Here is a 15,668-nt window from a genome sequence, read left to right on the forward strand (position 1 = left end):
GCGGCCCGCTCAACGGCGTCGATGCGCTGCACAGCATTGTGCAGATGCCCCCGGGAATCCCGGTGGCCACGGTCGGCATCGGCAACGGCAAGAACGCCGGTTACCTCGCCGCCCACATCGTCGCCATCGCAGACCCCGCAGTCCGCGAGAAGCTCGTCGCCTACCGCAAGAGCCTCGGGGATATTGACTAGACGAAAGAACGGGCTTCGCCCTACAGACGAAAGACGAAAGATGCTTCTCGCTTTCGTTTGTGGAAAAAGTCTGCCCTTTTAGTGTTTAGGTATTGCTGTTTATATGTTGTCGTCTTTCGTCTTTCGTCTTTCGTCTATCGTCTTTCTCACGGCGTTCCTCGTGACGGCGTCTTTCGCCGGCGAACCCAACTTGCCGGAGGTCCAGGCTCCGTGGATGAAGGGCGAACGTCTCGAATTCAACTTGTGCTGGGGTCCGATTACTGCAGGCTCCGCGACGCTCGAGGTCAAGCCCATCAAGGATGGCAAGACGGAGTTCCTCTCGTACGCAACAGGCAACAAGACCATCAATAAGATTTACCCGGTAAACGACACCATCTATACCCGAGTGCGCAACAAGGGCCTCATGACGGAAGTCTTCCGCAAGCGACTCCACGAGGGAACGTTCCACAACACCTCGGTCATCCGCTTCGACCGCAAGGGCGAGAAGGCCTGGCTTTCCGATACGGTATTCACCGACATAAAGACCCGCAAGGTCAAGCGCTCCGCCGATACCGCGGTCACCATCAAGGGCATGGAGCACAGCATCATGTCAGCGTTCTACCTGGTGAGGACGCTTCCCCTTACCGTCGGCGACACCTCCCGCTTTTCGGCGGTCAGTGGCAAAAAACGCTACGAACTGAAGGTGCTGGTTCACGGGAGGGAAGAAATCAGGACAGAGGCTCTCGGGAAGGTCAAGACGGTGAAGGTCGAACCGGTGCTCGACGGTGACGGTATTTTCGTTTCCAAGGGACGTATCTTCATCTGGCTGACCGACGACGAACGCCGTATCCCGGTGCTGATGCAGTGCGAAATCGCCCTGGGCTCCATAAAAGCCAAACTGATGAAGATAAAATGATGTTTTTTTGCTTTTTTTGCAACTTTTTGACTTGTTGGGGCCAGATAAATCAACTTTTACACTTAAAAAATTGGTAACAATCCGGATAATAAGTTATATTCGTAAAACGATTACAAGTATCAGAGGCTTTTAATGTTTAAAAAAGTGATTTTGTTGATGTGCGTTCTCAGCCTTCTGGCATGGGCAGCAAAGCCCAAGGCTAAGGCAGGTGCCCCCAAGGCCAAGGCTAAGGTGGAAGCTCAGGCTGAAGAAGATGAATTCGACGATAGCGATTTCGTTTCGGCGGACAAACCGGCTGCCGCGGCAACTGCTGGCGACGACGATGAAGAATCCGACGAAGATGATTTTGCCGACGCGGAAACGGCCGGCATGACCAAGGCCCAGAAGGACGACATGGCCGCCCGCAAGAAGTTCGAAGAAGAACAGCGTCAGGACGAATACGCAAACTCCGAACGCCGCCGCGACTGGCTCAAGGACCGCTTAATCCTCCAGGTCGGTATGGGCTCCCGCTATCCGTTCATGGGTGAAACCGGCATGGGCATGGGCTTCGGTATCGGAGCCGAATACATTACCCGTTGGCATATCGGTGCATACGGCTCTTTCGGATTCCTCCCGAAGGGTACGGACAACGAATTCAAGGACTGGTCCTTGGAAGGCGGAACCGGTTACAAGGTCGGCCTCAACTACTACCTCTTCCCGAAGAACCCGCTTCACCTGGGCTTGTCTGCCTCTTACGGTACGGTCTACTTTGACCACGACATCATCCCTGACGAAAGCGACATGCGCGCCCTGATTTCCGTGAACGGATTCCAGTTCGACGCCTTGATTTCTTACATGACCAACGAATGGTACTACCTGCAGTTCTCCATCGGTATGTACTACGCTCCGGATCTCGCCAAGAGCGAAGACGCGAACCCGAGCTTCCGCGAGAGCGCCGACTCCAGAACGAGTGCCGAAATCACCTACACCTCCCGCGTGGTGAACAAGGACGGCATGAACAAAACCGGTATCGTGTTCGGTGTGGCCATCGGTTACGCCTTCCCGGAATTCTTCCCGGACGATACGGAAAAGCGCCGCCGTCAGCGTGAAAAGGAACGCGAACGCAATTCCCGCCGCTAGTCGTAGCGAGAAACAGGATTTTCAAGGGACCGCGCTCGCGGCCCTTTTTTTGTTTGTTTTAATTGATTTTCAAACCCTGAAATCCTAGTAACTAGTAACTGACAACTAGTAACTTTGTTAATTTTGCGTCACTATGGCAACCATCCCGACCCTCAAAGACAATCTCGTTATCGAAAACATCCGCCCCCAGATCGAGGGCGGCCGATTCATGATCAAGCGTGAACCCGGCGACACCGTCACGCTTACCGCGGACATTTTCCGCCACAGCCACGAAAAATATGACGCAGCCATTTTCTACCGCCACGTAAGCAAGAAAAAATGGGAAAAGGCCCCCATGCACTTTGTCGACAACGACCAGTGGGAAGGTTCCTTTACCGTCAATAACATCGGCTACTACGAATACAAGATTTGTGCCTGGACCGTGGAGCCCAAGGACGTTCCGACCGAAAGCCCCGTGATGAAACTCCGCGTGGACCCGACCTACAGCCGTATCGGCACATGGTACGAAATGTGGCCCAAGAGCCAGGGCACCGATCCCAAGAAGAGCGCCACCTGGAAGGATTGCGAAAAGCAACTCGACTACATCGCCGATCTCGGCTTCGACACCGTCTACCTCGTTCCCATCCACCCGATCGGCGTCACCAACCGCAAGGGTGCGAACAACGCGCTCCACGCCAAGGTCGACAAGAAGGGCAGGCCGCTCGAACCGGGATGCCCGTATGCCGTCGGCAACAAGCACGGAGGCCATTACGACGTGGACCCCGAACTCGGGACCATGAAGGATTTCGAACACTTCGCGAAAGCCGCCCGCGACAAGGGGCTCCGCTTGGCGCTCGACATCGCGCTCAACTGCAGCCCCGACCACCCGTACGTGAAGAGCCATCCGGAATGGTTCTACCACGAACCGGACGGCAGCATCAAGTTTGCGGAAAACCCGCCCAAGAAGTACGAGGACATCTACCCGTTCGACTACTACAACGATAATTACAAGGCCCTCTGGCAAGAAATCGAGAACATTATCTTGTTCTGGGCCGACAAGGGAATCGAGATTTTCCGTATCGACAATCCGCATACCAAGCCGTTCCCGTTCTGGGAATGGCTCATCGCCGACGTCAAGGAAAAGCGCCCGGAACTCGTGTTCCTCGCCGAAGCCTTCACCCGCCCGAAGATGATGCACCGCCTTGCAAAGTCGGGCTTCGACATGAGCTACACGTATTTTGCTTGGCGCAGCGCCAAGTGGGAATTCGAGCAGTACCTCAAGGAGCTCACGCAGAGCGACGCGAAGCAATACATGCGCGGCATCTTCTTCCCGACCACCCCGGATATTTTCCCGAAGTACCTCGCGTACAAGGGCCCGAACGCGTTCAAGCAGCGCTATTTCCTCGCCGGAACGCTTTCTAGCCTTACGGGCATGTACAACGGCTACGAGCTGTGCGAAAACATCCCGAGCCCGGTCAAGGAAGAACTCGCCGACAGCGAGAAGTACCAGTACAAGGTCCACAACTGGAAGGGCCCCGGCATCCAGGATTTCGTCCGTCGCGTGAATACCGCACGCCAGGAACACGCCGCATTGCAAGAATACGACAACCTCGACTTCCACTACTGCAGCAACGACCAGCTGATGGTCTATTCCAAGAAGTCGGGCGAAGACGTTATCTTGTGCGTATGCAACATGGACATGGACAACGCCCAGGAAGGCATGGTCGAACTCGACATGGGCAAGCTCGGCCTTGCCCAGGATTCGTTCTTCTTCTTAAAGGACCTGATTACCGACGAAAGCTTCGTCTGGCGCGGCAACAGGAACTTTGTCCGTCTTGATCCGGCTAAAGCTCCCGGTCACCTGCTCGTGCTCAAGAAGATCTAGCCTGCCGGCTAGAAAACGAAGGTCTTGCCCACAAAGATATCGACATTGCCAAACATTGTCCCCACGCCCCCGTAAAAGCCCGAGGGATGGTAGTAGCTGACCGTTATGGGTGCATAGAACATCAACATGTCGTAATCGTACTGGGTAGAAGTAAACACGTCCACCGAGACGGTCCCGTATTTGCCCTTTTCCCCGAAATGGTAGCCAAACCACAGGCCCGCCAACGGCACTGCGACAGCGTCTTCGCCATCGTTTTTCATTTTTTTGTCATTCTTTAGAATCCTGTCGCGGTATTTTTCGTAATCGCCGCCGCCCTGATAGGTCAGGACGCCGCCACCGAATCCGATAAAGACGTTATCTGCAAAATGGAAGTCCAGGCCCAGCAAGGCCTGTTCCTGGAGTCCCCAGAAAGTCCGGCTCTTTTCGCCCTCGTCGCTATCCAGCCAACCGAGGTATGTATCGCCGCATTTCTTTTCTTTATCGCAGGTAAAGTCCAGACGTCCGCCAAAACCGTTAAGGCCAACGCTTACAAACAGCGGGGAAAAGAACCGCCCGAACCGGTAAATTCCCGATACGGAAGCCCCGCCGCCGTAAATGTCCTCCACGTTGCTCCAGGAGTTGTTGAACAGCCCGTATCCCTGCAAGGAAACAGCCTTTTCGGAATCCTTGCTTGTCGGATCCAACCTGGGCTGATGTGTTGTCGGGACAGGGAGTTCCCCCATCGACCTTAAGCGGGGATTCGAGCACCCGGCCAGGAATATTATGGCAAGGCAAACGATTGCCCGCATGAACAAGCGGTTATTTATAGTCATTTTTCATTCCTTCTTGACTCATAAATCTAAGAACGCCCTTTTAGTTTGTCAACATGCGGCTAATCCAGGTAAATGGACTTTATATTGCATGTTTCGTTGGCCCTGACCGCCTGAATTTTCAAGCGGGACACGGAATACGAGCCGCCCGGGGTTACCTTTGTATTGATAATTTGGGACAAAGGCAAAATTTTCTTTTCATATCCATTTTGCAAACAACTGTTGCCTAAATTCGGGCTTCCCGTGTCCTTGGCGTCAAAATAGACCTCCGTATGGGTACACGTTCCCGGCTCGAATTCGACCACGAGAGAGTTGAACCCGTTCAGGGAAAGCTGCTTCCCGAAGTCGATATGGAATCCGTCATACTTGTCTGGCGTAGACGAATACAGCATTTTCGTTGTACCGACCGTCTTTTCCTGGACAGAGACGTTTTCGGACCATGGGACAATACGGAAGTCGCTATTCGGGAACACCACCGCCGTAGAGATGTGTTCGGGCAATTCCGCAAAACTCATGGTACTCGTAACTATCCTCGGCGCAGAAAGCATGACGGTCGCCCCGTTGGAATTGAGCACCAGGCGCATCCATTTGTAGTTCAGCGTCGCGTTCTGCGTATTGGGCATGACCCAGCGCAGAGTCTGCATGGTTCCGTTCTGGACGACATCCGTTTCGGCCAGCTGGATTTGCCCGTTGCCCCTGGAATCCCGGAGCAGCAGGAGTTCCGCCTTCATCCAGTTGCTCTTGGGGTCCTGTACCACGACATCGATTTCAAAAGCGCTCCCCGCCGGAATATCTTCCGGGACATTGAACGTGGCCACTTTCTGCCATCCCGCAGGCAGCTTGAACTTGACTACATCGGTCCTTTCCGTGGCCAGGGAATCGTAATCGTAGCGGGCGTAGGCAATTTGCCGTGTCTGCACCTTCCCCGCATTCCTGATGATGTCGGGCATCCTGGACAAATCCATGCAGTCGGTATTCGGGGAGAAATACCCGTTCAATTTTGGATTGCGGAATTTTCCCGAGGAATTGTCGTAATCAATCTTGGCAATTTCACAGAGGAGCCTCCAGGTGTCCGTCTGCATTCCCGAAACGACAACATCATCGATTGTACCGTCCTTTACGGGGGATTCGATATGCCTGCCGCTGATGGGTTCATTATAGCGGGGGTGCGTCGGGTCGACACCGAACACGGCCTTTCCCGTAGAGGCGTTCCCCGGATTCTCGAAATTGATATCGCCCGCCTTGACGGTGTGCGCACATCCGGAACGGATGGCCAGGTTCCCGTCGCAATTCAGGTCCATGGCGCTGACAGTCGGGATAAACGTGCTGCTTTCCTGATACAGGTTGTCCCTATCCCAAAAGGACAGCACCGATATATGCGTACTGAAAATGCCGACGCCTATTTTCTTGTTCATGTGGACCGGCATGGCATCCATGAAACCGCTGCGGAGGCTTTCGTACATGGTCTTAGGAAACGGATACGTACTTCCCTGAACAAAGTCGAACAACGATGTTCCCTTGTTGCTCCAGATTTTGTCCATGTCGCCCATCTTGTAGATGCTCTGGTGCGAATACTCGGTGGATTCGCTCCGGGAAGAACCGATTTTGCTTGTCGCACGCCCGAGAGTCGCACTCCCCATAGAGGCCACGCGATTCAAGTTGTAGTAGATATCCGCATGGGCGGGGTCGGCCCCCTTCAGCTGCCCCTGCGATACGAGAATAGCCGGAAAGCCCTTGTACTGGGCCGCCTTGCGGTACTCGCCAAAAAGGAACCTGTCCGAAGAAAGATCCGGCTTATGCGAATCGTCATCTGTCTTGTAGATAATCAGATCGCGAGCTCCCGGACTCCGGACAAGGTCACGGAAACCTTCGGCTTCCGGGGAATCCCCCCATTGGGCCCAAAAATCGATCGTGTTCAGTAGCGAGCGCGGCATCACCGCTCCCTGATGCGGGGAATCCAGCGAGGAGAAGGCCCTGATGGGCGCATCGCCAGGTTTCCGCCCGATATCGTATAGATATGACCCGTAACGTCCGATAATGCCGCCCTGGCTTATCCCCAAGACGACAAAACCCTCTTCGGGTCCATTCGGGAAAGGAACGACCTTGTTCGAAGAAATGAACTTGAGCATTTTCTGGAACAGGTCCGCATTGTACTCCAGCGAATTCAGGACGGTCTCCGAGAACTGTACCAGTATGGGAGTGTATCCCATGGCCTGCAAAATTCCGGGAATGCCGAAAGCCTCCGTCTCTTCTTGCAGCTGGTCGAGCGTCCTCAGCTCCGTCAGGCTCAAATGGATTCCGTCTACAATAAAAAACGGCCTTTCGATATAGATTCCGTACTTGTAAGCGTCAACCTCGGGGGCGCCCAGTATCTTGATACGGACCGTATTGAGCAGGTCCCACGGACTGACTTTTTCCCCCGTTTCGGTAAAGCATGTCGCAGCGAACTGCCTATCGTTCACGCAGACGGAGTCCTTCAGCGGATAAAAAACCAATGTCTTGTCGGCGGCGAAAACGCTCCCTGCAAGAGCGAGTGCAAACACGATTGCTTTCTTGAAATTCATTATTTCACCTCCAGGGATAGGGTCTGCTGTACAGTCGTCGCCCCGTAATGGAGCTTCACGGCCATTTTCTGGATTCCCGCAGACGGGAATTCGATTTCTGCATCGGCATTCGGCTCGATACGCCTGCATTTGCCGGCAAGGCACACGTCGATTTCGGGCAAGCCTTTCTTGTCCGTGACGACAAAGAAGGGATCGTAGGCAATGCGGATTCTGGAGCCCTTCACGTAATGTACCGGAATCCCCGCGGCAAGCAGATGATAATCTTCTAGCCCGGTAGCCTTGCACAGCGAATCCGTGCAGACGGCGTAATGGTAGTCCACGTTCGCCACGAGCAGCGGGAACGCACACATATCGTGCATGGCGGCAATGGAACCGGCATCGTGGTAAAGCTGCTTAGGATTCGCGACGGCATTGTCCTTGATGCGGTTGCGGTTCACCAGGTACATGATATTGTACCAGCCTTCGCGGGACTGTTCCGGAGTCAGCGAATCGCTCTGCAAAAAGCGCAGGATGCGGTCGTGTTCCTGGTCGCCCAGCACAAACGGATGCCGGGCCTTCTCTTGCAGCGCGGCACGCTCCGCTGCCGTATAGCGGGACGAAGCCTCGGGCAGGTTTTTCCCCTTCCAAAGGGACTGCCGCTGCGGCAAGGATGCGTCTCCGCCCAAAAAGACATAGGGAGCACCGCCTGCATCCAATGACGACGTGAAAGTCCCTGTCCCTGCAGGACATTGGACAGACACGTTATCGACAAACAGCGTCGTGTACTGGTAAGCGGGAACGCCGAGCAAGCCTATCCAGAGCTTCTTCAGGCTAAAAGCCCTGTCCGGCGCGATTTCATTTACCGGGATATCGAGGGACGCCGTTTCGTTCGCCTTCAGCTCCCTAACAAACCGCTTGCCGCCACCCAGGCCGCTATCCAGCCAAAGACCGAATCTCACGTTCTGCGAGGCACGGACATCCAAGTGAACCGTGCCGCCCTGAGCAGGCGCCTCCTGCGGAAACACAAGAGCCCCAGTCCAATCGCCCTTGACGTTTTTCTGCCCCGAAAGCCGGATATAGGGAGGCTCCATGTTCGGGAAGTTTCCCCAGTTCGCCTTCCATTCGGGAGCTTCGGGAAACGTCCTCGTCGCCTCTTCCATGAATCCGTTTCCTTCGCTTCCGGAATACAGCGTCGTACTCTTACATTGTGCATGACCGATTACAGCCATGGCTGCACATGCCACGGCAATTTTCTTGAACGTCCTATGATCCATAGGAGTCCTCCGAAGAAAATGGCTGTAAGAAAAGGCGGCAGTCCTGCCGCAAAAAAGAGACCGGAAGGCGGGCGCACCGCTAGTCCGATTCGCAAATAAAAATAACTAAAGGAAAAAGCCTGTAAAGGGGTCCGCGGTTCTTTTTATGATTTTGCAAAAAGGTGTTGCCGCCCGTGCAAACAACTGTTGCCTACCCGTCAACCAGGGCGATAGCTACAGCGACGACAGGCCCCATATCCGGAGCTTGCACCGGTATGTCTTCTCGTCGGATTCGACCGTATACTCGTACTTGTCCATGTAGGTGAGTTCCAGTCTCTTGATGAAAGTCGCAAGGCCGAGTCCACCAGATGCAGATTTCGATTTCCGCGGATTGTTCGAGTTTACGGCTTCGAACGTAATCTGGTCACCCTGCTGGCGGATGGAAATATGCGCAAAGTTCTTCCCGTGCGGCCCGATACTGTGCTTGATGGAATTTTCCATAAGCGGCATGGAGATGAGCGGCGCAATCTGGCAATCCGGATTTTCCAGATCCACGTCGAAGCGGAAATCAAAGTTTTCATCGAGGCGGAGCTTTTCCAGTTCGGCATACTTCTTCAAAATTTCGATGTCTTCCTTGACAGGGATATACTTGTCCGATGTCTGGTACAGCGTAATGCGCAATAGCGAAGAAAGCTGTGTCATGGCCTTTTCGGCACGACGGGGTTCTATGGCAATCAATGCCGAGATATTGTTGAGCGTATTGAAAAGGAAATGCGGNNTAACGCAGCAAGTCGCTCAGTTGGGCGATGGCATCCTGGGCTTTGTCGGCGTCAATCTGTACCAGACTGCTGATATTGTTGAGCGTATTGAAAAGGAAATGCGGGCTCAGCTGGTTCTTGAGAAAATCCAGTTCGTACTGGACGCGGGAACGCTTCTGCTCGCGCTGGATGAACGCCTTGATAATCTGGCGCAGCATGATATGATACACGACACAGATGACGCATACGAAACAGACCAGGAGGATAAACGAAATGAGCGTCCAGGCGGAGAAATGTCCCTTGGCGTAAGAGAAGCAGTAGTTGCTGAAGAAGAAGGCGATGCCGTCGTCCGGGGAACGGTCGACGATAAACAGGGAGACCTCGCGAATGAACAACGCAATGCCGACGACGAGCGCATTATAGACAAAATAAGCCACATAATGCTTCTTGAAAATACAGCGCGGGACAAAAATCCTTTGGTTCAGCTGGAAAATCAGCGCAGTCATGATAAGCGGTACATAGAAACCGATAAGCCCGTGCATATTCACACCGTTATCGAGCATGTAGCTCGGGTCGACAATCATGACCAGCGGGAACAAGATGGCAAAAAGCCAGATGAGCAGAACGGGCACGAAAACCGGAATAGGATAGTTGAGTTCCCCGTCTTCGGTTTCGAGCAGTAATTTCAGCCTTTTTTCGTTGCGTTCAAAGTCCATTTCTTGCAGACTCTTGAACACGTTCCGCTTGTTCTGGAAAAACCGGTAAAGGGCATTTTTCTTCTTTGTATCGCTCATATTTCCAAAATTAGGTCAAAAATGACCAAAATGGGAAAAATTATGACGGAATTGTGACGAAATGACGAAAAAAACCGACAAAATTTCAATTTAACTTTTGCGAACGCCTTTCCCGATACTGACATTGTAAGGGCGGAACGGAGGTAAATTTAAGAGCGTAAACAAGTTACCACAGAGGTACCGCATGAATATGAATACTGCTACAAGAACCGAAAGAGACATCTATTTTCAGTATTTGAGCGAAATTTCCAAATACCCTCTGCTCACCAAGGAACAAGAAACACTCCTCCTCAAGAAGATTCGCCAGGGCAGCCGCGAGGCCATGGAAATGTTGGTCAAGTCCAACCTCCGCTTTGTCGTGAACATCGCCAACCTCTATAAAGGACAGGGAATCGATGTTGGCGAGCTCATCAGCGAAGGCAATATGGGCCTCATGGAAGCCGCACGCCGCTTCGACCCGAACCAGAAAATCAAGTTTATCAGCTATGCCGTGTGGTGGGTTCGCCAGAACATCACCCGCGCCATCGCCGAAAAGGGCCGCATGGTCCGTATCAGCGCCGAAAAGGAACTGGTGCTGCGCCGTTTCAACAAGAAGGGCGGCAAACTCCGCCAGGTCATTGGCGGCAACTACGTGCTCGACCCGGATAGTCTCACCGGCGTTTCCAAGTACAAGGCAGATGCCATCGAAAAGATTGTGATGATGGGCAACCGTACCGCTTCGCTCGACGCCCCCACTGGCGAAAACGGCGAATCGACTCTCGGCGACTGCCTCGCCGCCGAAGACTCCAACACCGACAAGACTGCAGAACTCAACGACCGCTCCAGAGTGTTTGAAAAAGTCCTGAGCGACAATCTCTCTTCGCAGGAACAGGACATCCTCAAGCTCTATTTCGGTTTCAAGATGGATTCCGACCTGAACCTCAAGGAAATCGCCCCGATGGTCGGGCTTTCCAAGGAACGAGTCCGCCAGCTCAAGGAAAATGCGCTGGCCAAGCTCAGGAACGAGCAGATTGAGCGTCTGTTGCACGAAGCCGCCTAAAGTTTTTTCTCTCTCTTTACACCAAAAACCGGCCATTTGAGCCGGTTTTTTCTGTTTTCGCCAACTCCTGGATTATAGGAAATTGTATTTTTTCACCATGAACACAGGTATTTTGAAAATCCGCAACCTTTTTATCGCGTCCCTGTCCGCCGCCTGCCTCGTTAACGCGGCCAACAACAACAAGCAGACGCCGCCCGGTGACTTTTATGACGAAGTCTCCCGCTTGAACAAAGTTCTTTCGGAAGTGAACCGCAAGTACGTAGAAGACGTGAACCCCACGGAGCTCACGGACGCTGCAGTGAACGGCATTCGCAACATTCTGGACCCGCATACGACCGTATTCACGCCCAAGGATTACGAAGGCCTCAAGGTCTCCATGGAAGGCAAGTTCGGCGGCGTGGGCATCACCATCAGCCTGCGCGACAACATTCTGACCGTTATTTCCCCCCTTTCCGGAACGCCCGCCTTCCGCCTAGGAATCCGCGCAGGAGACCGCATCAGGAAGATTGACGGCAAGGAAACCAAGGGACTTTCCCTGGATGACGCCGTGAGCAAGCTCCGCGGCAAGATCGGTACCGACGTGACCGTCTCCATCGAACGCGAAGGCGTTCCCGACCTGATGGACTTCACCATTACCCGCGCCGAAATCATCGTGCACGCCGTTCCCTACTACGGCATGGTGGCGAAGGATATCGGCTACATCAAGCTCGCCACCTTTAGCGACAAGACGACCAGCGACGTAGAAAACGCCATCAAGAACCTGCAGAAGCAGGGCATGAAAAAGATTATCCTGGACATGCGCTACAATCCGGGCGGACTTTTGAACCAGGCCATCGAGATTAGCGAACTGTTCCTGAAACAAGGGAACGTCATCGTCAGCACCCGCGGACGTACCCAGCGTACCGAAAGCCGCGCCCGCCGCGACGGCATCGTGAAGCCGGACGTGCCGATGGTCGTACTCCTGAACCAGGGTTCCGCCAGCGCCGCAGAAATCGTCTCCGGCGCCCTGCAGGACTGGGACCGCGCCCTCATCGTGGGCAAGACGAGCTTCGGTAAGGGCTCCGTGCAGACCATATTCCCGTTGGACAACCAGGGCAACGCCCTGAAGCTCACGACGGCATTCTACTACTTGCCGTTCGGACGTTGCATCAACAAGCCCGAAAACGGCATCAAGGGACTCAAGCTCCAGGAAGAGGAATACGACGAAGAAGCCGACGAAACCAAGACGGACACGCTCGCGAAAGACACCGTGAAGCGCGACACGTTCTACACGAATAACGGCCGCATGATGTTCGGCGGTGGCGGCATTACGCCCGACGTCGATATCGAACTCGCCCCGATGCCCTGGGTGATGCAGGTGCAGGAACGCATGGCCATGTACTTCAAGTTTGCCGTCAAGGTCCGCCCCGGCCTCGAAAAGAGCGGTGCGAAGATTGACGCCAACTGGGAAGTTCCCGACTCGCTGTACAAGCAGTTCAAGGAATTCTGCATGAAGGACACGAACTTCATGAAGGTCAAGAGCAATGCGCTCGTGGGCGTGGATCAGCTCGAGAAGAGCGTTATCCGCGAGCAGAACTACATGGGCGACAGTTCCAAGACCGTTTCCGATTCCGTCCTTTCGCTCCGCATCGCCGAAATGCGCAAGGCCCTCGAGAACAATCGCGACGCCCAGTTCGACGAGAACAAGGCCTACATCAAGGACGGCATCAAGCGCGAGCTATTGACCGCCATGGTGAACGATTCCGTAAGCACGGCATTCTCGCTCAAGCGCGACGTGCAGCTGAACGAAGCCATCAAATACCTGAGCGACATGAACCTGTTCAAGAAGGCCATGTCCGCCCCGTCCAAGAAGGCAGCCAAGAAGTCTGAACCGAAGGCCAAGAAGAACGAAAAGAAAAAGTAATAGCGGGCAAAGTTGATTACGATAACAAACAGCATGGCAGAAGCTCTCGGACGTTTTGTCCGGAGGTTCCTGCGCACGGTCGTAAACTACCTGTTCTTTGTCTGGGAGCTTTTCAAGAATATCCCCGGAGCCTTTACGAACCTCCATACGACGGTCGGCCAGATGCAGGTCGTGGGTCTCACGAGTATCCCCGTGGTGATTGCGGCGTCCCTTGCTACAGGCGCGGTGATGTCATGGCAGCTCGCCTACCAGTTCGGCGACATGATTCCGATGATGTTCCTGGGCATGGCCGTAGGCAAGGCCGTGATGGTGGAGCTCTGCCCCATCCTGACCGCCATGGTGCTTGCCGGGCGTATCGGGGCTTCCATGTGCTCCGAACTCGGCACGATGGCCGTCACCGAGCAGCTCGACGCCTACAAGGTCCTGGGCCTGAACCCCTACAAGTTCCTGCTGGCACCGCGCCTGATTGCGACGGTGATCATGCTGCCCATACTGACCATCCTGAGCATCTTTATCGGCATCACCGGCGGTTATGCCGTGGCGCACTTTTACAAGGACGTATCCTTCTCCGTGTTCTTCTACGGCGTAAGGATGTTCTACCAGGACTGGGACCTTGCCGTAGGACTTATCAAGGCGACCCTGTACGGCTATTTCATTTCTAGCTACGCCTGCTTCTTCGGGTTCTTTACCCATAGCGGTGCAGAAGGCGTCGGCAAGAGCACGAAGGCCACCGTGGTGGCCGGTATGACGAGCATTTTGATTGGCGGATTTACCCTTTCCAAGCTGTTGCTGATCGATTGATGGACTACCCCAAGAGAAGACGTTCGATTCAGGGGGTCACGGGCAACCGTGCCGTCGATATCAGCGTACTCGTAGACAAGGTTCTCAAGAGCACGCACATCTCCGAAGATATCCATTTCAAGGCCATCTCGGAACACTTCGCGAAGATCGTCGGGAACGCCGTCGCGCCCTATGTAAAACTTGAAAAACTAGACAAGCAGACACTCGTGTTAAAGGCGGTCAATTCCGCATGGAAACAGGAGTTGTTCCTGCAAAAAAATGCTATAATTGAAAGGTGTAATTCTATGCTGGGCAAACCCGTCGTAAGGGATGTCCGATTTGTCTGAATAGGTTGAAAAAGCATGGCTGAAGAAAACAACGAATCCATTGAACACGTCAACGAAAACGTGTCCCCCGAAGAACTCCAGAAGGCGGAAGAAAACTATAGCGGCTCTAGCATTACCGTGCTCGAAGGGCTTGAAGCAGTCCGCGTCCGCCCCGCCATGTACATCGGCTCTACCGACATCCGCGGCCTGCACCACCTGGTGTGGGAAGTCGTGGACAACTCGGTAGACGAAGCTCTCGCGGGATTCTGCAACCATATCGAAATTTCCATTCTGCCGGGCAACGGCATCCGCGTGACCGACAACGGACGCGGCATTCCGACGGACATCCACCCGAAAGAAAAGGTCGGCACCATCGAGGTGGTGATGACCAAGCTCCATGCGGGCGGCAAGTTCGACAGCAATTCCTACAAGGTGTCCGCAGGCCTCCATGGCGTAGGCGTGAGTTGCGTAAACGCACTCTCGAACAAGCTTATCGTGACGGTGCGCCGCAACGGCAAGATGGTGCGCCAGGAATTCTCTAGGGGCATCCCCTGCGGTCCGCAAGTAGAAATCGGCACCTGCGATATGGCCGATACGGGCACGAGCGTCGAATTCTACCCGGACGACACCATTTTCAGCGAGACCGTGTACGTCTACGACACTCTCGCCACGCGTTTCCGCGAACTCGCCTTCTTGATGAGCGGACTCCGTTTGTCGCTGACAGACGAACGCGACCCCGAAAACAAGGTCTCCGACACGTTCTGTTTCCCGGGCGGTGTTTCCGAATTCGTCCGCTACGTGGACGAGCACCGCACACCGCTGTTCCAGGAACCGATTCACCTGGTGATGCCCAACGGGGAATACCCGCTCGAAGTGGCCATGTGGTACAACGACGGCTACCAGGAAAACTTCTTCAGCTTTGTGAACAACGTAAACACCTATGACGGCGGCACCCACGTGACGGGTTTCAAGACGGCCCTCACCCGCGTTATCGGCAAGTTTGCGCAAGACATGCCCAAGGGCAAGAAAGAAACCCAGATTACGAGCGACGATATCCGCGAAGGTCTCACCGCCGTTATCGCCATCAAGGTTTCGCAGCCGCAGTTCGAAGGACAGACCAAGCGCAAGCTCGGCAACTCCGAAATCGCAAGCTATGTGAACTCTGCCTTCGGCGCCAAGCTGGAAGAATTCTTCCAGGAAAATCCGGCCGCTATCAAGGTGATTCTGGACAAGGTCTACAACGCAGCCGTGGCGCGCGAAGCGGCGCACCGTGCGCGCACTCTCGCCCGCCGCAAGAACGTCCTCGAAAGCGGAGGCCTTCCGGGCAAGCTCGCCGACTGCAGTAGCCGCGACCCGAAGGAATGCGAAATGTTTATTGTCGAGGGTGACTCCGC

At 54.3% G+C, this 15,668-nt stretch carries 13 protein-coding genes and 1 pseudogene; 9 read left to right on the top strand and 5 right to left on the bottom strand.

Annotated elements, in window-relative coordinates; translation table 11 throughout:
- From B3M32_RS03730 to B3M32_RS03745, 4 genes are all read left to right on the top strand, one after another.
- Positions 1-191 (top strand): AIR carboxylase family protein (locus tag B3M32_RS03730; protein WP_290743667.1); only part of this gene is annotated, 191 nt, incomplete at its 5' end.
- 103 nt (positions 192-294) lie between these two features.
- A complete protein-coding gene (locus B3M32_RS03735) occupies positions 295-1,086 on the top strand; it encodes a DUF3108 domain-containing protein (RefSeq protein ID WP_290743668.1) in 792 nt (263 codons plus the stop codon).
- A gap of 132 nt (positions 1,087-1,218) precedes the next feature.
- Positions 1,219-2,205 carry a hypothetical protein gene (locus B3M32_RS03740; RefSeq protein WP_290743669.1) on the top strand — a complete coding sequence of 329 codons (987 nt, stop codon included), beginning with the start codon at positions 1,219-1,221 and terminating at the stop codon, positions 2,203-2,205.
- Positions 2,206-2,338: 133 nt separating this feature from the next.
- Positions 2,339-4,069, top strand: a complete 1,731-nt coding sequence (locus tag B3M32_RS03745) for a maltotransferase domain-containing protein (protein ID WP_290743670.1) — start codon at positions 2,339-2,341, stop codon at positions 4,067-4,069.
- A gap of 8 nt (positions 4,070-4,077) precedes the next feature.
- Here the strand turns inward: B3M32_RS03745 and B3M32_RS03750 are convergent, their stop codons facing one another.
- From B3M32_RS03750 to B3M32_RS12420, 5 genes and pseudogenes are all read right to left on the bottom strand, one after another.
- The gene (locus B3M32_RS03750) at positions 4,078-4,881 is read right to left on the bottom strand and encodes a hypothetical protein (protein WP_290743671.1); all 804 of its coding nucleotides are present in this window, start codon (positions 4,879-4,881) and stop codon (positions 4,078-4,080) included.
- Between the two features lie 59 nt (positions 4,882-4,940).
- The gene (locus B3M32_RS03755) at positions 4,941-7,442 is read right to left on the bottom strand and encodes a hypothetical protein (protein WP_290743672.1); all 2,502 of its coding nucleotides are present in this window, start codon (positions 7,440-7,442) and stop codon (positions 4,941-4,943) included.
- Positions 7,442-8,695 carry a hypothetical protein gene (locus B3M32_RS03760; RefSeq protein WP_290743673.1) on the bottom strand — a complete coding sequence of 418 codons (1,254 nt, stop codon included), beginning with the start codon at positions 8,693-8,695 and terminating at the stop codon, positions 7,442-7,444. Before B3M32_RS03760 ends, B3M32_RS03755 begins: the two co-directional genes overlap by 1 nt.
- A gap of 213 nt (positions 8,696-8,908) precedes the next feature.
- The gene (locus B3M32_RS03765; RefSeq protein ID WP_422653589.1) at positions 8,909-9,376 is read right to left on the bottom strand and encodes a sensor histidine kinase; all 468 of its coding nucleotides are present in this window, start codon (positions 9,374-9,376) and stop codon (positions 8,909-8,911) included.
- A 79-nt stretch (positions 9,377-9,455) separates the two neighbouring features.
- Positions 9,456-9,587: pseudogene (locus B3M32_RS12420) on the bottom strand (histidine kinase); the annotation flags it as partial.
- An 874-nt stretch (positions 9,588-10,461) separates the two neighbouring features.
- Here B3M32_RS12420 and B3M32_RS03780 point away from each other — a divergent pair.
- The 5 genes from B3M32_RS03780 to B3M32_RS03800 form a co-directional block, all read left to right on the top strand.
- Positions 10,462-11,265 carry a sigma-70 family RNA polymerase sigma factor gene (locus B3M32_RS03780; RefSeq protein WP_290743674.1) on the top strand — a complete coding sequence of 268 codons (804 nt, stop codon included), beginning with the start codon at positions 10,462-10,464 and terminating at the stop codon, positions 11,263-11,265.
- Between the two features lie 97 nt (positions 11,266-11,362).
- A complete protein-coding gene (locus tag B3M32_RS03785) occupies positions 11,363-13,168 on the top strand; it encodes a S41 family peptidase (protein WP_290743675.1) in 1,806 nt (601 codons plus the stop codon).
- A gap of 33 nt (positions 13,169-13,201) precedes the next feature.
- Positions 13,202-13,969, top strand: coding sequence for an MlaE family ABC transporter permease (locus tag B3M32_RS03790; protein WP_290743676.1), 768 nt, complete (start codon positions 13,202-13,204; stop codon positions 13,967-13,969).
- Entirely contained in the window at positions 13,969-14,295 is a 327-nt protein-coding gene (locus B3M32_RS03795) for a DUF721 domain-containing protein (protein WP_290743677.1), read from the top strand. The genes B3M32_RS03790 and B3M32_RS03795 overlap by 1 nt, the downstream gene beginning before the upstream one ends.
- Before the next feature lie 60 nt (positions 14,296-14,355).
- Positions 14,356-15,668, top strand: a 1,313-nt coding sequence (locus tag B3M32_RS03800; RefSeq protein ID WP_414655172.1) for an ATP-binding protein, incomplete at its 3' end; no start/stop codon positions are given.

Source organism: Fibrobacter sp. UBA4309 (genome assembly GCF_002395745.1).
In the GTDB taxonomy this organism is placed as follows: Bacteria; Fibrobacterota; Fibrobacteria; order Fibrobacterales; family Fibrobacteraceae; genus Fibrobacter.